This is a genomic window from Nitrospirae bacterium CG2_30_53_67, from assembly GCA_001873285.1.
Lineage (GTDB): Bacteria > CG2-30-53-67 > CG2-30-53-67 > CG2-30-53-67 > CG2-30-53-67 > CG2-30-53-67.
This window is the reverse complement of the sequence record MNYV01000060.1, coordinates 1-18,455: the sequence shown is the minus strand read 5'-3', so window position 1 is coordinate 18,455 and position 18,455 is coordinate 1. Positions and strand designations below refer to the sequence as shown.

14 protein-coding genes are annotated in these 18,455 nt (G+C 52.8%); 7 read left to right on the top strand and 7 right to left on the bottom strand.

Annotated elements, in window-relative coordinates; genetic code table 11:
* Positions 1 to 326 precede the first annotated feature (326 nt).
* Together AUK29_03455 and AUK29_03450 are read left to right on the top strand one after the other, a co-directional pair.
* Entirely contained in the window at positions 327 to 557 is a 231-nt protein-coding gene (locus AUK29_03455; protein ID OIP65003.1) for an addiction module antitoxin, read from the top strand.
* Entirely contained in the window at positions 544 to 867 is a 324-nt protein-coding gene (locus AUK29_03450; GenBank protein OIP65002.1) for a growth inhibitor PemK, read from the top strand. The genes AUK29_03455 and AUK29_03450 overlap by 14 nt, the downstream gene beginning before the upstream one ends.
* A 337-nt stretch (positions 868 to 1,204) precedes the next feature.
* Here the strand turns inward: AUK29_03450 and AUK29_03445 are convergent, their stop codons facing one another.
* The 3 genes from AUK29_03445 to AUK29_03435 form a co-directional block, all read right to left on the bottom strand.
* Positions 1,205 to 1,660 carry a hypothetical protein gene (locus tag AUK29_03445; protein OIP65001.1) on the bottom strand — a complete coding sequence of 152 codons (456 nt, stop codon included), beginning with the start codon at positions 1,658 to 1,660 and terminating at the stop codon, positions 1,205 to 1,207.
* Positions 1,660 to 2,679: a serine/threonine protein phosphatase gene (locus AUK29_03440; protein OIP65005.1), complete on the bottom strand. Its 1,020-nt coding sequence runs from the start codon at positions 2,677 to 2,679 to the stop codon at positions 1,660 to 1,662. Before AUK29_03440 ends, AUK29_03445 begins: the two co-directional genes overlap by 1 nt.
* 66 nt (positions 2,680 to 2,745) lie before the next feature.
* A complete protein-coding gene (locus tag AUK29_03435) occupies positions 2,746 to 3,774 on the bottom strand; it encodes a hypothetical protein (protein ID OIP65000.1) in 1,029 nt (342 codons plus the stop codon).
* A gap of 272 nt (positions 3,775 to 4,046) precedes the next feature.
* Here AUK29_03435 and AUK29_03430 point away from each other — a divergent pair, with 272 nt between their 5' ends.
* From AUK29_03430 to AUK29_03420, 3 genes are all read left to right on the top strand, one after another.
* A complete protein-coding gene (locus tag AUK29_03430; protein OIP64999.1) occupies positions 4,047 to 7,865 on the top strand; it encodes a hypothetical protein in 3,819 nt (1,272 codons plus the stop codon).
* A gap of 109 nt (positions 7,866 to 7,974) precedes the next feature.
* Positions 7,975 to 9,138 (top strand): hypothetical protein, encoded by a 1,164-nt coding sequence (locus AUK29_03425; protein OIP64998.1) that lies wholly within the window; start codon positions 7,975 to 7,977, stop codon positions 9,136 to 9,138.
* Positions 9,139 to 9,141: 3 nt separating this feature from the next.
* On the top strand, positions 9,142 to 9,468 hold the full coding sequence (locus AUK29_03420; GenBank protein ID OIP64997.1) for a hypothetical protein: 327 nt from the start codon (positions 9,142 to 9,144) through the stop codon (positions 9,466 to 9,468).
* Between the two features lie 369 nt (positions 9,469 to 9,837).
* On the opposite strand, the gene AUK29_03415 is transcribed toward AUK29_03420, so the two are convergent.
* The 4 genes from AUK29_03415 to AUK29_03400 all read right to left on the bottom strand — a co-directional run bounded on the left by AUK29_03415 (position 9,838) and on the right by AUK29_03400 (position 15,872).
* Complete coding sequence (locus AUK29_03415; GenBank protein OIP64996.1) at positions 9,838 to 11,193, bottom strand: hypothetical protein; 1,356 nt, start codon at positions 11,191 to 11,193, stop codon at positions 9,838 to 9,840.
* A 24-nt stretch (positions 11,194 to 11,217) separates the two neighbouring features.
* On the bottom strand, positions 11,218 to 11,676 hold the full coding sequence (locus tag AUK29_03410) for a hypothetical protein (protein ID OIP64995.1): 459 nt from the start codon (positions 11,674 to 11,676) through the stop codon (positions 11,218 to 11,220).
* An 85-nt stretch (positions 11,677 to 11,761) separates the two neighbouring features.
* Positions 11,762 to 13,114, bottom strand: coding sequence for a hypothetical protein (locus AUK29_03405; protein OIP64994.1), 1,353 nt, complete (start codon positions 13,112 to 13,114; stop codon positions 11,762 to 11,764).
* Positions 13,107 to 15,872 carry a hypothetical protein gene (locus AUK29_03400; GenBank protein ID OIP64993.1) on the bottom strand — a complete coding sequence of 922 codons (2,766 nt, stop codon included), beginning with the start codon at positions 15,870 to 15,872 and terminating at the stop codon, positions 13,107 to 13,109. The genes AUK29_03405 and AUK29_03400 overlap by 8 nt, the downstream gene beginning before the upstream one ends.
* A gap of 259 nt (positions 15,873 to 16,131) precedes the next feature.
* Between AUK29_03400 and AUK29_03395 the strand changes: the two genes are divergently transcribed.
* Together AUK29_03395 and AUK29_03390 are read left to right on the top strand one after the other, a co-directional pair.
* Positions 16,132 to 16,383, top strand: coding sequence for a hypothetical protein (locus tag AUK29_03395; protein OIP65004.1), 252 nt, complete (start codon positions 16,132 to 16,134; stop codon positions 16,381 to 16,383).
* A gap of 310 nt (positions 16,384 to 16,693) precedes the next feature.
* Positions 16,694 to 17,941 (top strand): hypothetical protein, encoded by a 1,248-nt coding sequence (locus AUK29_03390; protein OIP64992.1) that lies wholly within the window; start codon positions 16,694 to 16,696, stop codon positions 17,939 to 17,941.
* Positions 17,942 to 18,455 lie beyond the last annotated feature (514 nt).

The following is an 18,455-nucleotide window of genomic DNA, read 5'->3' as shown; positions in this document are numbered from 1 at the left end:
ATGCTGCGATTTACATCCACGTGACGCCCAAGTGGTCCTGTTCGTAAATATGGGCAGAAAATAGGGACAGCGCCCATTTAAACTGACTTCACATCCATTTTGACTGGCTCAAGACATACATCAGCAAATATTCACTAAAGATATACTGCTCATGAGAAACCACATTCACTTCATCGCAGTGCCGATGGAGTTCGATTCCATGGCGAGGGCTTCCAATACGCCAGAAGGGAAAGGAATAAATGGGCGCTGTCCCTATTTTTAAAATGTCTTGACATAAAGCACTTCTACACGTATTATATACGTGTATTTAGAGTGGAGGGATCATCATGCAGAAGAAATTAACCATCACCATTGATGAAGAAGTCTATACAGGCCTTCACAAGGTTATTGGTCCAGGAAAAATCAGCAGATTTGTAGAAGACCTGGTCCGCCCTCATGTAGTTAAACATGAACTCGAAGCAGCTTACAAAGAGATGTCGAAGGATAAGTCTCGAGAAAAGGAAGCGCTCGAATGGGCCGAAGCAACATTTGGAGATAGCGTTCATGAAAAGAGGTGAAGTGTGGTGGGTGAATTTTGATCCTTCAATAGGCTGGGAAATTCGAAAAAAGCGTCCTGCCGTCATCGTCAGTAATGATGCCTCTAATAACTTCCTCAATCGTGTTCAGGTAATCCCTCTCACGAGCAACGTGGATAGACTATACCCAAGTGAAGCTTACGTCATGATTCATGGAAAGCAGAGTAAGGCAATGGCAGACCAGATGGCCACCGTTAGTAAAATGCGCTTGTCCAAGCGGATTGGTGTTATTTCCGGTAATGACATGTATAAAGTTGGGGAAGCGATCAAAATTCAATTGGGTCTGAAGTAGAAGTTCATTTGAAAAGTATAGACTGGGAAATGGGAAAGGTGACGGTTCTATTTAGCGGAACCAGAAGTGTAATAAGACGAAGGCGTTGATTGGCCGTTTGCCGATGGCTCGTTGAGGAGAAGGTGTTGTCAAAGGGATCGTTTATTTATTATTGACAAAGGAATCAGTGCCCACGACGGAGATTCATGGTGCAGAATCGGTGTCTGACCCTAATTCTTTTCCTAATTCTTTTCTCAATTCTTTCCGGAGAGCGGGAAGATTAAGGGGTTGAGCGCGGCTTCGGGCAGAAACAGCAGGGAGGGTCATTCCCCTCCCTGCGAAGCCGTCATGAACCGGTTCAATGTTTTCCCGGAGCAAGGGGAGTCCCTTTTCTCTGGTTCGTGATATAGGCCTCCAGGGCGATCATCTCTTCGCTGTCCGGGGCGAGCTCTTTTCCCTTGAGCGGGTTGAGAATGCACCAGTTGATCATGTCCCGAAGTCCGATGACCTTCTTGATCTGTGTTTGGTACTTGGGATAGGTCTCAGGATGCGTATTGGCCGCATCCGGATGGCACATGTCGCAGGACTGCCCCGTGGTTCCCAGCTTGGCATCGTGGAAGATCTTATACCCCTGGTCCACGGCCTTTTGGTAGGCCATTTCAAAGAGCTTTAGATCCTGCGCTGAGTGGGGTTGGCCGTGGGCGAAGACAATGCCGGTATACCCTGCGAAGACGATCAGTGCGGTGATGCATAAGCTGGTCAGGATCCCTTTTTTTATAGTCATGCCGATTCCTCCTTTATCCCGTTTAATCATTAATAAGACGGACCGCTGGAGCCTTGGGGATAGGCCGGGGGCCATTTCCCTGAGGCAATCTCTTCGTAAGTGACTTTCATGGGGCTGCGGTTCCAGGGTTCATAGGTCTTGTCCGCCTGCCCGGAGCCGAGCATGTCGATGATCCCCCAGCCGCAGCCGTCCGTGGAGAAGAACGGGTCCGGACGGTCCATCTGCAGGGTCAGTTCCGGCGTGCCTTTCGGGGCATAGGGCCAGGGCCAGGACGTGGAAAGAAAACCGTGGAAGGTGATGTTGCCGATCCGGTTGGTCAGGACTTGGTGTGTATGCCCATGAAAGACCGTGACGGTCTTGAATCGGGAGAGGAGCTTCCGGACTTCCTCGGCATCGTCGGTCCAGAAATTCCAGGGACGGTAAAGCTTGTAGAGGGGAGAATGGGAAAAGACCACCACAGGGGTCTCACTCTTGACCTTCTTTAGATCCGTTTGCAGCCAATCACGCTGTTCTTCGCCTACGGTGAAGGCCTCGCCCTTGGGATTGTCCAACTGGGCCATGGCCAGCATCCTCTGCTCCGGCGTCATCTTGTTCGGTGTCCAATAGTCCTTGACGATCACGCTGTTCAAGACCACGAAGTGAATCCCCTTATGGTCAAAGGAATATCGGTCCGGTCCGAAGAGTGTCTTCCAGGTCTCTCCCATATCTCGGTACCAGTCGTGCTCCCCGACCATGATATGGAGCTTGGGTTTGAGATCGGAAAGGATTTCTTTCCCGAGCTTGAGCTCGTCGGGGTGGCCGAGCTGGGCCAAATCCCCGCCGAAGAAGACGAAATCCGGGGCCGGGTTCATGTCGTTGACATTCTGCACCCCCTTAACCAAGGCATCCACGAACTTCTGGTTGATGTTTTTCACATACAAGTGGGCATCTGAAAGATAGGCAAAGGTGAAGGGCTCTGCTTTCTCTTCTCCGAAGGCCGCCCTGACCAGTCCGAAAGGCGAGATCCCCGCCAGCAGTGTCACGGCTGCGGCGCCCGTTCCGGTTCTCAAAAGTTCTCTCCGGGTCATTCCGTTTTTTTTGTTCGAATCCATGCGGCACCTCCTGTATAAAGACGGTTAAAGCTTCGGCAATTCTCCAGTGAGAGATTTCAAAAATTCCACGAGATCCTTCTTTTCCTGATCGGTGAGATTCAAGGGGACGATTCCCCCGTCAAGATAAGGATTTTTATGGCCGCCTTGATTGTAAAACTCCACCACCTCCTCAAGGGTCTTCTGGCTTCCGTCGTGCATATAGGGCGCCGTCAGCGCGATATTGCGAAGCGTGGAGGTCTTGAAGGCCCCTTGGTCAGCGGAATTGCCGGTGACCTTGAATCTGCCCGGATCAGGTTCGGCCTTGTCCATGCCGACCCCGATATTGTGGAACTTGTTGTCCGTGAAGAGCGCATAGATGGGGTTGAAGTCGTGACAGTTGAGACACCGGCCTTTGCCCCGGAAGACCAGGAGCCCCTTTTTTGCCGGCTCGCTGATGGCATCGGATTCGCTGTTGTAGAAGAACCGGTCGAATGGGGAGTTGCCGGAGATCAGGGTCCTTTCAAAGGCGGCGATGGCCTGAACGATCCGGTCGATGGTGATCTCTGCCCCGAAGACCGCCTGAAAGTCCTTCACATATTCGGGGATCCCCTTCAGTTTTTTCACCAGATCGTCGTGCGAAGCCATCCCCATCTCCACGGGGTTGATGATCGGCCCCTTGGCCTGATCCTCAAGAGAAGGGACGCGCCCGTCCCAGAATTGAAGGTCGTAAAAGGCCGAGTTCAGGACCGTGGGGGCGTTGCGTGGGCCGAACTGTCCGCGTATGCCTGCCGATGTCGGCAAGGCATCGGCAAACCCGAGTTTGGGGTCATGGCAGTTGGAACAGGCCACGGTATCGTCCGCGGAAAGCCTTTTGTCAAAATAGAGCTTTTTCCCCAAGGCGATCTTCTCCACGGTCATGGGATTGTTTTCAGGGATCGCCGGTTCAGTCAGACCGAGGGGAATGGCGAGTTTGTATGGTTCGCAATAGGCGCTAAGATTCGAAGAAACGAGCAAAAAGAGGATGGAGAAAACGATTTTCAGGGCGAGCATCGGAAGGCTCCTTTCATTCCTCATGAAATCTAAGAATTACTCGAAAATAAATAGTTTATTGAAAAGATCCTGAAAAAATGTTTATGGGCGTTTGGGCGTTTGATGCATCTTTGATGCGTACTTGAAAGAATAAACCATCATGCCGGGTTATTGTCAAGCGCGCAAGGCGGATCCTGTTTGATTACGGCGGACATGGGAATGTATAAAAAAAATTGACATAAAAAATTGGGACAAGTTATACTGAATATAAGTCATACAAGGCATATATTTTTCATTCTCAAGGATTTTATCCCTCTATGTTTGAGACATTCTACTCGACCGAGAAGATTATTGAAAAATCCAGGAAGCTCTTTGAGAAGGGAGAGTATGACAAGGCCGTCCAGATCTTTGAGGCCCCGTTAAAAAAGGATCCCAAGAACCTCGATCTTCTTCTTGGCGCAGCGGAGCTTTTTTGTCTGACCCATGAACCTCAGTCCGCCCTGAGGGAGTACCGGAAGGCGTTTAAGGCCCATCCGGGAAAGGTCCGGGAGATCCTTGACCTTTTGAATGCCCCCCCTGACGGTGTCAATCGGTCGGATTTCATGGAGCTTCGCCTGGAGATCCTGATCCACCTTAGAGATCTGAATGAGGCCTTCAAGGTGATCGGCGAGGCGGACGGCGCTGTTCTCACGCGGATCCTGGACCGGACACGGAACCGGATCGCAGAACTCCGGAAGATAGCCTCGGATGAGAAGAGTTCTATGATGATTGCGGATCTCGGCTATACCGCGGGGTTGATCCAGGAACACCGTCAATCCTTTGAGGCAGCCTTTGAGTCTTATACCGAAATCCTCAAGGTTCGAAGGGAAGAATGGCCCCTGATCCACCCTCGTTTGGAAAACATCCTAACGCATATCCGAAATCATGCAGGGCCTTTCCTTTATATGGGGGATCTTTTATGGGAAGAGGACCCGGAAAAATCCGCCGGATATTATGAAAAGGCCCTGGACCTCGATCCTGAATCCGCCTCTTACGTCATCCAAAGATTTATGAACTCGGATGGCGGGCCTCGGGGCTGTTGGCTCATGGGGAAGGCCTGCCTCGCTAAAGGAGAATGGACAAAAGGGGCGGATGCCCTTAAGAAGATCCAAGACCCCGCCTTTCGGTCCGGGATCATCGAACGGCTCAAAAAGGTTGATCCATCCTCTAAAGGGGCCGAGGATCTCATTTTATTTCTTGGGGACGTTCTGGTTGAATCGAATCGTTTTGCCGAGGCCTCGAAGGTCTATACGGGCCTGAACGGAAGGGTGGAGACGGGTCTGCTCATGGGGCGTTTCCAGCGTCTGATCGGACTCGACCCGGAAAATATAGAAGCCGCACGGGTCTTGGGTGATCTCTGTCTGAATCAAGGGGACCTGGCCGCATCCATCAACCAGATGAGAAGGATCGTTAAGGCCGATCCCTCACAGGCAGACGTCGTCTTTGAAAAGGCCATGCCGCTTCTGCAGGATCATTTTGAGGATCCTGAACTGGTCATTTTTCTTGCTGAACTCTGCCTGAACCATCCCGAAGCGGAACGGCCGCTGGTTCTGATCCGGCGGTTCATCCGGCTTGCGCCCGGCCAGGCCGGGCGGGCGGCGCCGATGCTGAATGCGCTTCTCAAGGCCGATGAGTCCCTTCCGCTGGCCCGGGTTGCAGAAGCCGAGGTCTTGATGGCCCTCGGGCGGGACCGGGAGGCCTTTCAGTCGCTGAATCAGGCCCTGTCCAGGGCGCCCGGCCTGCTTCATGAGACCCTTCACCCGATATCCATGCTCCTGAGAAGGAGCCCTGAGATCCATTCGGATGTCCGGAAGCTCTTTGCCGAACTGGAGGGCAAAGGGGTGTGTGATCCTGCAGCCCGCCTGGTCTGGGCCGAGGCTGCTGCAGCAGGGGAGGATTTTCAGGAGGCGGTCGAGCGTCTCATCGGCTGCGCCCTTGAGAGCCCGGGTCAATTCCAGGTCCTGGAAGGGCTCATCAAGGAGTGGCTGAATCGCTTCCCGGAAGAGGATTCGCTTGTCTTCGGGCTGGCCGAATTCTATTTCAGAATGGAGAGATACCAGGAAACCTCGGAGACCCTGAACCGGCATTTATGCGCTCATCCCGAATCGGCAGGCAAGGTGATCGAGTCGTACCGGGATAGGCTCGTCCGATCTCCGGGCAATCTGGTTTTGAGTCAGGGGCTTCTCTCAGCCTACCTTCTGGGAGGGGCATTGGATCTGGTCCTAAAAGAGGGGGAAAAACTCGAGAAGGTATTCAGACCCCCTCAGATTGCGTGCATTCACCGGACCATGGGGGATGCCTGCAAAGGGATGGGCCGCTTGAGTGACGCGGTTACTTTTTATTTCCAGGCCTTCAAGGAAGATACCTCCCTTGCCCCGGTTTATCGAGATCGGCCGGGGCTTGCCGAGGGTATCGCCGAAAGGCTTGAAAAGGTCCTTGTCCTGCACCCCTCTCTTGCCAAGGCATCGCTCGCCATGGGATCGGTCCTTTCGGCCTGCGGCAGGGTGGAGGAAGGGGTCTCCTGCCTCATGCGCCTGGCCCGGGAACTGCCGAAAAGCCGGGATACGGTCATGAAGTACCTGCTGCATATCTCTGCAAAGCACCCCATGCAGATTGCGCCGATCCTCGGCATGGCGGAGATCCATATCCTTGAGGGGAGAGACGAGCCTGCGCTGGATCTGCTCTGGAAGGCGGTCCAGAGGCATACTCAGGATACGGATGTCATTCTCGGGCTTCTGAACCGGATTGCAGAAAAGAACCCGAAGATGGCCCGTGTTCAACTTGAGATCGGCAAGGTCTATCTCAAGGCAGGAGTGCATGCCAAGGCCGCAGAACATATCGCCGGAGCCGTGGGCATGGACCCCTCCCTGTCTGAACAGGGGATCAAATTCTGCCATGATATCCTCTCCTGCGATCCATCGGAGATCTCAGCCTATGGGGCCGTCAGCAGGATCTTTGTGCGGATGGGGCGCCCCGCAGCCGCGCTCTCTTTTCTCTCCTCATCCGGGGATGCCCATCCTGAAATCCGGGAGAAACTTTTGTGCAGGATGGAAGAGATTGCAGGGGCGGCTCCTGACCAGGCCGAGATCCTGAAAATTCTTGCATGGAGCTACCTGAAGGCCGGGAAACCGGGGTCTTCAGTCCGATCCATGGAAAGGGCCCTGGCCTTGGATCACTCTTCAGCCGGGGAGGGAGAAAAACTTTTTACCGCCCTGATTGAAGAAGACGGGGACCATGCGCATGCGGATGCCAGGCTGGGGCGATGCCGCTGCCGGCTGAACCTCCTCGACCTGAAGGGCGCTTTTGAGGACGTGCGCCTGTCGGTCCTCCTGGATCCGGAGAAGATGGATGCCGGGATCGATTTCCTGCATCAGATAAAAGAGAAAGGGCTGCATGATGCGGCGCTTTACCTCCTTCTTGGAGATCTGTTTGCCATGAAGGGGGCGTATGAATCCGGCATCAGGATCCTGCAGGAAGGGCTTAAAACGGCATCCGGCGAAAGCGAGCGAGTGCAGCTTCTGATCCGGCTCGCGGATCAGATGGACAAGGCCGGGGATTTTGAATCGGCCGGGAAGATGCTGAAACAGGCCAGGGATCTCTCCAGGGATAATGCGGCTTATTACGCCAAGATGAATGAATTCAACTTAGGGAGGATTCAATCTGAAGTCAGAGAGCTTGAGTCACGCGCCGATCACGGGAAACCTCTTTCTCAAGACGAGATCAAGCGTCTTGTCGCGCACCTGGTCCTTTTGGACAGACAAGATCGGGCTGAAGAGATAGTCCGGCATCAGACAGCATCCCGAGAGTCTGGAGAAACCAGGGCCGTCTGGGCGCACTTCCATGAACAGGCCGGGAACTATGCCCTTGCCGAGGCATGTTCGGATAAGGATGATCGCTGCCATCGGGTTTATTTGCTGGAATCTGCCGGTGAGCCTCTGCTGGCGGCGTCGGTTCTCGATCAGGCGCTTAAAGAGTCCCCGGATCCTATCCTTTATGAAAAGATGAAAGAATCCGCAGCCGTCCTCATGGAGGAGTCCCTCCTGAAAGAGAGACGGCCGCTCATGGGGAAGACCCGGTTGAAGATCCCTGCCGCTTGATCCGCAGGATGATGCGGCAGTCCGGTTCAGGGTTGCCAGGGAGTCCTAAAAAAAGGGATATGAGGGCTCAAGGCGCTTCGCTTTTGAAACCTTTATTGGAGAGGGTAAGATGACCATCTGTCCGATCATTCTCAAGCAGACCAAAAAGAACGAAAACGGGTTGGAGGAATGGGAGCGCCAGCCCTGCCTGGAAGAGGCATGCAGCCTGTTTTACGCCAAGAAGAAGAAATGCTCGCTCTACCACAACAGTGAAGCCATACATGAGGTCCGAAACATCATGGACCGGATTGACTTCGTCTCCTCTTTCCAGGTGATCAAATCGGGGCTGGATGCCCTTCAGACGGGATTATCCGGGGAGATCAGGGCCCATCAGGAGGAAATCAAGGGGAGGCAGGATGTGATTCAAGAGCGGATCGGTCAGATCCCCGGAGAACTCTCCGGAAAGGTCCAGGATCTTATTCAGGCTTTCTCAGGGGATTTGAATCTCTCCATACAGGCATTGCAAGTAGAGGTGAAGGCCCTAAATGAGAAGCTCTCCGGAAAGATTCAGGAGACGCTCTCCGCGTCCGAAGCCCGGCTGGAAAGCATGGAAAAGGAGATAGAAAAGGGATGGAGACAGGGCGAAGAGCTTCACAGCATGGTGAGCGCCGGACGCCGCGAGGCCGTGGAGAAGATGGAGGCCCTCATGGGGAAGACGCATGAAGAGATGAGAGCCCTTGCCGATGGACAACGCAAGATCGAATCGTACTATGACGATCAGAAACGGCTTCTAACCGAAGAGGTCGTCCGCCGCAAAAAGGAAGAGTCCAGGGAGCACAACAACCAGGGTGTGGTCTTCTTCTACAAGGGGGCCCATGAGGCCTCGGCGCTTGCCTTTGAAAAGGCCGTGGCCTGTGACCCTGAATATGCCGAGGCCTTTAATAATCTGGGGCTCGCCTATACTGAACTCGACCGTCCTGAAGAGGCGGTGCAGGCCTTCAAGAAGGCGCTTTCTCTGCGGCCTGACCTTGCCGAAGCCTACAACAATCTCGGCCTCCTTTATTACACGGCCATGGATTACGAGAGAGCGAGCGAGATGTTTTCGAAATCGCTTGACCAGGGATGCCGGGATCAGTCCATGGGCTATGCCAACTTCGGCAACAGTCTCTATCAACTGCAACGATATGAAGAAGCTCTCGATGCCTGGAGCAGGGCCCTTAAGATCAATCCCTTGAACAGGGATGCCAAGAAGGGGCTTTCGCTGCTCAAACCGCAGGAACAGGGGGCCGTATAGACCATGGAATCCAAGATGGACTACGGAAAGTTATGGACCGGTCTGGAAACCGCTGTCCGGAGATACCAAGATCGCCTCCCCGTGGATGACTTCCTGCCGGATCCCGAGGAGCAGGTGAGCCGCCTCATGCAGGAGCGGATGAAGAGGAGGCGTCCTCTCGTACGCGAAGAGGATCCTTCATCTCAGATTCAGGATGAGCCTTTGCAGGGAATGGTTGATCAGGCCGAAATCGGCGGCCCGCAGCATCCGCTGAACGAGAAGAGAGACATCGAGAAGGAACTTCGAAGCCGCTTTTCAGGGAACAGCTTCGCTGAACTTGAGGACGTCTGAACGATCCCCCTCTGTTTTTCAAGCCAAAATATGATGGACTCGTAAGAAGTCCTCAAATGTGACGGCAAAGAAAAAAGGCCCAGATGCAAGGCGCGCAAGTCCTGAGGAATGAGGCGTACTTAGTGGTCCTGTTCGTAAATATGGTAACGTACCGAGAGGGTCGTAGGGCGGCCTCATCTCCGCGCGCGACTGAGGTGTACCCACTGTGGTACGCCGCAAGGAGCGGAACGCAGATGAGGCCGCCCTACGGCACTCGAATGCGACCGTATTTACGAATAGGGCCACTTAGATGTACGCTGCAATGACCTGTCTGCGTGCGGTCACGCACAGGCAGGCGAAGGACGCGGCGCAACGCCGCAGATGGACTTTTTACGAAGCCGTCAAGATATAATATCGCACCCAGATGTAGATCATGGAGATGACGACGGTTTCGATCATGATCGGTATGCCGTAGGCCATAAACTTAAGAAAAGAGATCGGTTTCCTGGCCTTTTCCGCCATGCCGATGATGATCACGTTGGCCGAAGCGCCGATGGCTGTACCGTTCCCTCCCAGGCAGGCCCCGAGAGCAAGGGCCCACCAGACCGGCATGAGCACGGCGTTGTGTATGGTCTCAGGCGGGAGCGCATGGGATGCCGCGCCCCCTGCGTGGTAGATGTTGTTGGCCATGTCCAGGATCAGGGGATTCATGGTCGCCACGAAGGGGATGTTGTCCACGATGGCTGAGGCAATGGCCGAGAACCAGAGTATGACCATGGAGGTCGTGAACATATTGGTCTGTGTCGGGCCGGTGAGATCAATCATCATCCGGCTCATCTTCTCGATCAGTCCGACCTTGACCACCCCGCCCACGATAATAAAAAGACCGATAAAAAAGAAGATGCTGGGCCATTCCACTTCCAGAAAGATGTCATGCGGTTTTTCCCCGGAGATGAGGAAGAGCAGGGCGGCGCCGGCCAGGGCGATGGTCGCGGGCTCAAAGTGGAGAAACCCGTGGATCACGAATCCGAAGATGGTGATGCCGAGCACCGCCAGGCATTTCCTGAGAAGTACCGGATCCTTGATCAGGTCCTTCTCCTGGATCTCCATGATCCGCTTTTTGAGATCTTCCTTGACCTTGAGCTTCCTGCCGAAGATCAGCTTGATCGTGTAGATGTAAACGATCATGATGATGATCACCACCGGAGCCAGGTGGAGGATGAAGTCCATGAAAGTCAGCCTGGCCTTGCTCGCGATCATGATGTTCGGAGGGTCGCCGATCAGGGTCGCGGTCCCCCCGATGTTGGAGGCCAGGGCCTCGGTGATGAGAAACGGGATCGGGTCCATATCGAGTTCGTCGGCCACGAGGAGGGTGACCGGGGCGAGGAGCAGGACCGTGGTCACATTGTCCAGGAAGGCGGAGGCAACGGCCGTGACCACCGAGAAGATGGCCATAATCCGGAAGGGCTCTCCCTTGGCTATTTTGGCGGATTTGATGGCCACGTATTCAAAGATCCCGGTCCTTTTCATGATCCCGATGATCATCATCATGGAGATCAACAGGAAAATCACGTTGTAGTCTATCCCCAGTTCCTCGCTGTGAAAGGCTTCTTTCTGATCCACGATCTTCAGGATCAGCATCAACGAGGCCCCTGCCAGCGCCACCTTGGTCTTGTGGATCTTTTCGGAAACGATAACGGCATAGGATATTATGAATATCAGAGTGGCTGTCCAGAATGGGTTCATCACCGTCGTGCTCCTTATGCAGCGTCAGTTCGAATGATTTTCTATCAGCACCTTGCTCGTGTAAGAGAGGAGGCTTTTTTTGTGGATCATGCCGATGAGCGTATCCCCTCGGGTCACCGGGACCACCTGAAGGCGGGATTTCACGATATCGGCCAGCACACTGATGAGCGTATCCTCTTCCTTGATTTTGACGAGGTCGGACCTCATGATCGAGCGGACCGGCTGGTTTCTTATTTCCCTGCACTTCTTTTCGAAGTACCCGTCATGAATCAAGTGGGCCAGTTCCTCCTTCATCATGACATAGCCGGGAAGAAAGGCCTCGTAAAGTTCGAAAAGGGTCACCACCCCGACCAGTTTGTTTTCGCCTTCCACCACGCATAACCCGTCGAATTTCTTATCATTGAGGAGGTTGACCAGGTCTTGGATCGTGGCATCCGCATGGATGGTGATGGGGGATGGATTCATGATGTTTTTGGCTTTCATGGTAATTTTCTCCTATGGGAATCCGGTAAACGGACTTAATAATTTATCTGATTAAAGGGAGAAAGTAAATCATTTTTAACGGGTTTCACAGGTTATAGCTCTGGAGTTTCCTGTAGAGGGTTCTCCGGTCGATCTTAAGGATCTCAGCGGCTTTCATTTTGTGCCCGCCTACGCTTTCAAGGACGCGTTGGATATGCTCCTTTTCCACCTCATCCAGCGAGAGGCTGCTGAGATCTGTTTTCTCCAGACTCTCCCGGCTCTCCTTGAGGAAGTGAGGCGGAAGGTCCTCCAAGGTGATCTCATTCCCCTTGCATAGGATGACGGCCCGTTCGATGATGTTTTCCAGCTCCCGGACGTTTCCGGTCCACGGATAGTTGATGAACGCCTCGAGAACCTCCCTGGAGACGGTCATCCCGCTCCGGTTGTTCTCCTTGGCGTAAAGGTTCAGAAAATGACGGGCCAGAAGAGGGATATCCTCGGGGCGGTCCTTGAGAGGGGGGATGATGATGTTGATGACGTTCAACCGGTAATAGAGGTCTTCCCGGAAGGTCCCCTGCCTTATTTTTTCCGCCAGGTCCTGGTGGGTGGCGGTGATGAGGCGGATGTCGATCTTTTTCGACTCCGTTCCCCCGACCGGCTTGATCTCCCTTTCCTGCAGGACCCGCAGCAGTTTGACCTGCATGGATAGTGAGAGGTCCCCGATCTCGTCCAGGAACAGGGTCCCGCCGTCGGCCTCCTCAAAGAGTCCGGTTTTCGTGGTGACGGCGCCGGTGAAGGCCCCCTTAACATGACCGAAGAGCTCGCTTTCCAGGAGGGTTTCGGGGATGGCGCTGCAGTTGACGGCCATGAAGGGTTTGTCCTTCCTGGGACCGTTATAGTGGATGGCTTTGGCCACGAGTTCCTTGCCTGTCCCGCTCCTTCCCTGGATCAGCACCGTGCTCTTGCCGTCGGAGACCCTTTCGATCAGCTCGAAGATTTCCTGCATGCCTTTGCTCTTCCCGATGATGTTGCTGTACTGGTACCGGCGGTTCACCTCTCTGCGCAGGGAGTTCACTTCGTGACGAAGGGCCTTCTCATCCAGGATCTTGTTCATGAGGATCCGGATCTCATCCATTTTGAAGGGTTTGGAGATGTAGTCATAAGCCCCCTGTTTCATGGCCTCCACGGCCGAGTCAATGGTCCCGAAGGCGGTCATGATGATCACATAGGTCTTCTTGGATATCCCCCTGACGGCCTTCAAAAGCTCGATCCCGCCGAGGCCCGGCATCTTCACGTCCGTCAGGACGATATCAAAGGAGTGCTCCTCGATCATCGAGAGGGCGGCGCTGCCGTTGCTTGCCGTCTGGACCAGGTACCCTTCGGTCAAGAGGATCTTCTGGAGCAGCTCACGCATCTTTTCTTCGTCTTCCACCACCAGAATGGATGCTGACTTATTCATTTCGGGTCTCCTCGGCATGGATGGGTAAAATCACCGTGAAGCAGGTTCCTTCATTGACCCTGCTTTCGACTTCGATCTTGCCTCTGTGATTTTCAATGATCCGGTGGCTCACGGCAAGACCCAGGCCGGTGCCCTGTCCGACTTCCTTGGTCGTGAAAAACGGATCGAAGATGTTGTTGATATATTCCCTGGGGATGCCGCAGCCTGTATCGCAGATCCGGACCTGGACCGACTCTTCGTCTCGGCCGATCTCGGTCTCTATGCGGAGGCTCCCTCCGTCCGGCGTGGCCTGGATGGCATTGATGATGATATTCAGAAAGACCTGCTGGATCTGGTTCGGGTCCGCAACAATTTTCGGAAGACGGCCGTTCAGATTTGATGTGAGTGAGATGAAATGTTTTTTGATTTGGTGCCTGGTCAGCGTCAGGGTGTTGTCTATCAGTTGATGGATGTCCGTGAGTTCGAAGCTGGGCCGGGTGTTTCTGGCGAAGTCCATGAGCTGTTGAATCAATTTTGCAATCCGTTCGGTTTGCTGGATGATGATGGAGAGTTCCTCCATTTTCGGGTCATCGGGTTTCATGTCCATCATCAGGTATTCGGCATTACCGGAGATGATGTTCAGAGGGGTGCCGATTTCATGGGCGATTCCCGCTGCAAGCTGGCCCACGCTGGAAAGCTTTTCGGACTGCTGGATCCGTTCCTGCATTCCCTGTTCCAACTGGATACGGAGGATGCCTGCGGCAAGCTGGTTTGCAAGCGCTTCGAGGAGCATAAAGTTTTCGCTGGAGAATCTGCGCCTGCGGTTGGTGATCACCTCCAGGACGCCGACCAGGGTTCCCTCCGCGAGGAGGGGAAGGCTCACGACGGTCTGAAGATAATCCTTGTCCACATCCGTGTCCAGGTAGATGTCCATATTCCCCTCGAAAGGGTTTTGAAGGTAGTGCATCTCCTGAGTGAAGGCGGTTTTTACACAGATCCTGCCCGAATCCGCCGTGACGGCCTGCCGGGCGAACTGATCCATGAATGCCTTGGAAAATCCCTTCTGGAATGAGAGAATGAGTTCGTTGGTTTTCTGATCGTACAGAAAGATGACGGCCACCTCCAGCTCCAGATTTTTTAAGATGATGTCCAGCGCCTTTCTGAGAATGGTATCCAGATCCGATGATTTTGCAATAATGTCTGAGATTTGAAAAACCGCGTTCCTCTCCCGTTCGATTTTATGCTTCTCGGTCACGTCATGAAGGATGCAGTTGATGAACTTCTGATTCTGGAATTCGATCAGGCTGTTGCTGATATCCACAAAGACCAGCCAGCCGTCTTTTCTCTGCAGGGGGATGTTGTACAGATTGTCAGAACCCCGTTCCAATGCCTTCCGGTAGTGTTCCTTGAGGCGTTCGCTGTGGTCCGGAGGGAAGAAGTCGAAGAAACGGGTTCGGAGGATCTCCTCATGTCTGTATCCGGTCAGAATCTCGGCTTTCAGGTTGGCGAGGGAGCAGAGCCTGTCTTCAGCATTGAAGATCATGATCGCATCGTTGGCGTTTTCCATGAGGTTTCTGAACTTGAGCTCCGACTTCAACAGATCCTGGGTGCGGTTCTCCACTTCCTGCTGGATGCCGGCGTTCCATTCCTCCATTTTTTCCTTGGACTCCTTGAGGCTTTTGGTCATCTTGTTGAATTCCAAGGCCAGGTCGGCCAGTTCATTGCCCGGCTGGGTCTCCACCTTCTGGTTGAGATCCCCTTTTGAGACCCGCTTGGCGGCCTGGGCCAGGACGCGGATGGGCCGGGTCAGGGTTTCGGAGATCAAGGCGGCGACCAACACCAGAAGGATGAAGAGGACGATCGCAATCATGATCGTCTTATTGCGCTGGGCCGTCAGGTCGCGAAAGGCCTCGGAGGTCTCCATCTCCCCGATCAACGTCCAGCCGAAGTACGGGGACCGGGCGTGGGCCTGAATGACCTTAAGCCCGCGGTAATTCAGAGGATAATTCTCAGAGATGCGCCAATCCTTGCGTTCAAGGATCTCGGCCAGGCGGATCTTCTTTTTCAAAATCACATCGGGGAGGAATCGCGACCTGGAGATCATACGGCCTTTGTCGTCAACCAGGTAGGTCTCGCCCGTTTCTCCAAGACCGGTCCGGTTTTCCAATATACGGTAGATGTCCTCTATATTGATGGACAGGGTAAAAAGTCCTGCCCATTCTCCGGTCTCACTCTTGATGGGGGCGAAGATCAGGACTTCGGGGCCATGGGAGGTCTCCATATAACGGATTTTGATGGGGGCCGGGTCAGCCTGATAGGCTATGAATTCCGGGGAAAGCCTGCGGTCGGAATCGAGCATGGATGCATCGGATGAGGCGAGCACGCCTCCGTTTTTTCCCAGGATCCAAATCTCCCGGGCGGCCATCTCGATCTTCTTTTCCGCCGCGTATTTCTGAACCCGGTTCCGAGCCGCCTCGATGTCTCCTTTGCCGAAGGTGGCGGACTGAAGCACCACCGTGGAGATAAAGATGAATTCGTTTTCCGCGACCGAGGATTTAAGCTGGACTTTTTTCTGTTCCAGATAATGGATCAGGGCTTCCTTCTGCAGGTCGAGCATGGATTCAAAATGGTCATAAACCTGCTTGCGGATGGCCTTTTTGCTTTGCTGATACCCTGTAAAGCTTACGGTGAGCAGGGGAATGAGGAAAAAAAGACTGAACCAGAGAAGAATCCTTCTCCCGATTCCGTAGAAGATGCTGATGTTCCGAAGATTCAACATGACCGGTCATCCCTCATCGTGCGGTTTTGACGGGAAAAATAGTAACATACGGCCATGGAAAAGTAAACATCTTGACAAGATCCGATCCTCCGGGTATGTTGTAAACATCTTCTGAATGGACGACGGCCTTGTCCGTCATGGAGGTGAGCCTGAAGTTTGACGGTGGTTGACAAAGCAAATGGTTGAACGTGCAACCTGTTATAAAAAGGAGGGATGACCTATGGCGAAGAAAGAGATGAAAAAGGAGAGCGCAAGGAGGATGGTGGAGTTCAGAATCTCGGCTCCCGATGCGAATTGGGTGGGGATTGCGGGGGATTTCAACGGCTGGAGGCCCGATGTTTTGAAGGCCAAGAGGTCCAGGGACGGCATCTGGAAGATACAGACCATGGTGCCGTCCGGAAAATATGAATACAAGTTTGTCGTGGACGGGAAATGGATCACGGATCCTTCCTGTCCCAAGAAGGTGGCCAATAGCTTTGGGACCGAAAACTCGGTTCTTGAAATCCATTAACGGTTTTAAAACGTCCTGAAAAACAAGATCCTGTCTGCAATCCCTGATTCGATTTGTTGCCCTATGCAAATGACCATGGTGTCAGGGAGGTTTCTGGCTGTCTGACTCAACTGACATGTCGGTGAATAGACAGGGATGGCATTGTCCTCAAGGACATGGATAACCGAGAGGTTTCAGGGACGGTTCGATATGAAAGGGAACCTCTGCGGCTGTTTTAACATCAAAGGGATCGCCTGAAATTCGTCAATTCCTGTTTCGGGTTTGCATCCGTCCCTGTCCGTTTTTCTCAAATACATTGAAGTAGGATTCTATGAATTGGGCTCCGGTTCTTATAGCGCTTCTCGCAGGATTTATTATAGGCCTTGTCGTTGCTTTTGCCTTAAAGTTAATCCAGGCGAAGACAGCTAAAGAACTTGCCGGGGAGCTGTTTCGAGAGAGTGAAACCCAGCGCAAGGCAGACGTAGATGCGGTCATCGAGAATGTCAAAGCGAGCTTTGGGAGTCTGTCACTTGATGCCCTGTCAAAATCTACAGAAGAATTTCTGAAACTGTCCAAAGTCACATTGGAGTCAGAGAGAGAAGGGAATATCAAAGATTTGGAGGCAAAAAAAGGTCTCATTGACCAGCAATTGCAGCGCATGACATCTCAATTGGAAAATGTTTCCGGTCTTGTGAAAGAACTTGAAAAGGACAGAGAGAAGAAATTCGGGGAACTGACAACCCAATTGAAAATCACGAGTGAACAGACCTCATCTCTTACGCAGGTTACGAACACGCTTCGTGAAGCTCTCGCAAGCACAAAGGTCAGAGGACAATGGGGTGAGCGAATGGCTGAGGATGTCTTGCGGCTGGCGGGTTTTATTGAGAATGTGAACTATCTTAAACAGAAATCCATCCAGGGGATTGGATCGCGGCCGGACTTCACGTTTCTCCTGCCTCGGCATCTTACGCTGAATATGGATGTTAAATTCCCTTTGGACAACTATCTTAAATTCCTTGAGGCTGACTCGGAACAGTCGAAAATGAAATATCGCAATGACTTCTTGAGAGACGTGAAAGCCCGGATTAAAGAAGTTACAACTCGTGAATACATCAGTCCGGAACAGAACACGGTCGATTATGTGCTGTTGTTTATCCCCAATGAACAGATCTATGCCTTCATCCATGAGCAGGACAGCTCAATTTTTGATGATGGGATCAAAAACAAAGTGGTCTTCTGTTCTCCCATCACGCTCTTTGCCGTTCTGGCCGTGATTCGACAGGCTGTTGACAACTTCGCATTGGAGCGGACTTCTAATGAAATACTATCGTTGCTGGGGCAATTCAAGAAACAATGGGGTGACTATATTAAGAAATTTGATCTGCTGGGCAGAAAGATTGCAGAGGCACAAAACGAATACGATGCCATCACGTCCACGCGGCAGAGGAAGCTCGATATTGTTTTAAATAAAATTGAAGATCTTAGAACTCAGCGAGGACTGCCGGCAGCGCCTGATGAGGATGTGGATTTGCTGACTGCCGGTATGGAAGTTGAGGCAACAGGGGAAGACGAGGTTTAGCACCAATACTGTTCACTTAAGGATAATCGGTCACGAATTTTGTCATTCCCGCAACGATTCTGAGCGGGAATCTGGTTTAAGCTGCCTGAAAAACCATATCCCCGATAGAGGCATTCGGGGATGACTTCATCTTAACTGAACGGTATTGGGTTTAGCACGCCCTTTGACGGAAGCGAGCCGTTTCCTGCCCTACTTTCCGCTGAGCGTCTTCTTGATCTCCGACATCTCCTGCTCCTTTAAAAGAAGATTGATCCGCTCAATTCTGTATTGAATATACCATGGAACAGGACTCCGGACAAATTGCCATGCCTCCTTGATTTTTCTTGCCTCCATCCCCATTTCTTCGTATAATCCCAACATAAAGATTTCGCGGAATTCAGAGACGATGTAAAACAGAAGGAGGGATGATTATGACTGTTGCGGAAAGAAAGACCAGCCACCCTTACATATCTGTAGACTCGAAAATTGCCTCCGGGCAGCCGGCCATTCGCGGCGCCCGCATTACCGTGATGGA

What these genes read in the sequence shown, in the direction of transcription:
- AUK29_03455 (OIP65003.1), top strand. Translation starts at nt 327, where the DNA reads ATGCAGAAGAAATTAACCATCACCATTGATGAAGAAGTCTATACAGGC.
- AUK29_03450 (OIP65002.1), top strand. Translation starts at nt 544, where the DNA reads ATGAAAAGAGGTGAAGTGTGGTGGGTGAATTTTGATCCTTCAATAGGC.
- AUK29_03445 (OIP65001.1), bottom strand. Translation starts at nt 1,660, where the DNA reads ATGATTAAACGGGATAAAGGAGGAATCGGCATGACTATAAAAAAAGGG.
- AUK29_03435 (OIP65000.1), bottom strand. Translation starts at nt 3,774, where the DNA reads ATGAGGAATGAAAGGAGCCTTCCGATGCTCGCCCTGAAAATCGTTTTC.
- AUK29_03430 (OIP64999.1), top strand. Translation starts at nt 4,047, where the DNA reads ATGTTTGAGACATTCTACTCGACCGAGAAGATTATTGAAAAATCCAGG.
- AUK29_03425 (OIP64998.1), top strand. Translation starts at nt 7,975, where the DNA reads ATGACCATCTGTCCGATCATTCTCAAGCAGACCAAAAAGAACGAAAAC.
- AUK29_03420 (OIP64997.1), top strand. Translation starts at nt 9,142, where the DNA reads ATGGAATCCAAGATGGACTACGGAAAGTTATGGACCGGTCTGGAAACC.
- AUK29_03415 (OIP64996.1), bottom strand. Translation starts at nt 11,193, where the DNA reads ATGAACCCATTCTGGACAGCCACTCTGATATTCATAATATCCTATGCC.
- AUK29_03410 (OIP64995.1), bottom strand. Translation starts at nt 11,676, where the DNA reads ATGAAAGCCAAAAACATCATGAATCCATCCCCCATCACCATCCATGCG.
- AUK29_03405 (OIP64994.1), bottom strand. Translation starts at nt 13,114, where the DNA reads ATGAATAAGTCAGCATCCATTCTGGTGGTGGAAGACGAAGAAAAGATG.
- AUK29_03400 (OIP64993.1), bottom strand. Translation starts at nt 15,872, where the DNA reads ATGTTGAATCTTCGGAACATCAGCATCTTCTACGGAATCGGGAGAAGG.
- AUK29_03395 (OIP65004.1), top strand. Translation starts at nt 16,132, where the DNA reads ATGGTGGAGTTCAGAATCTCGGCTCCCGATGCGAATTGGGTGGGGATT.
- AUK29_03390 (OIP64992.1), top strand. Translation starts at nt 16,694, where the DNA reads ATGAATTGGGCTCCGGTTCTTATAGCGCTTCTCGCAGGATTTATTATA.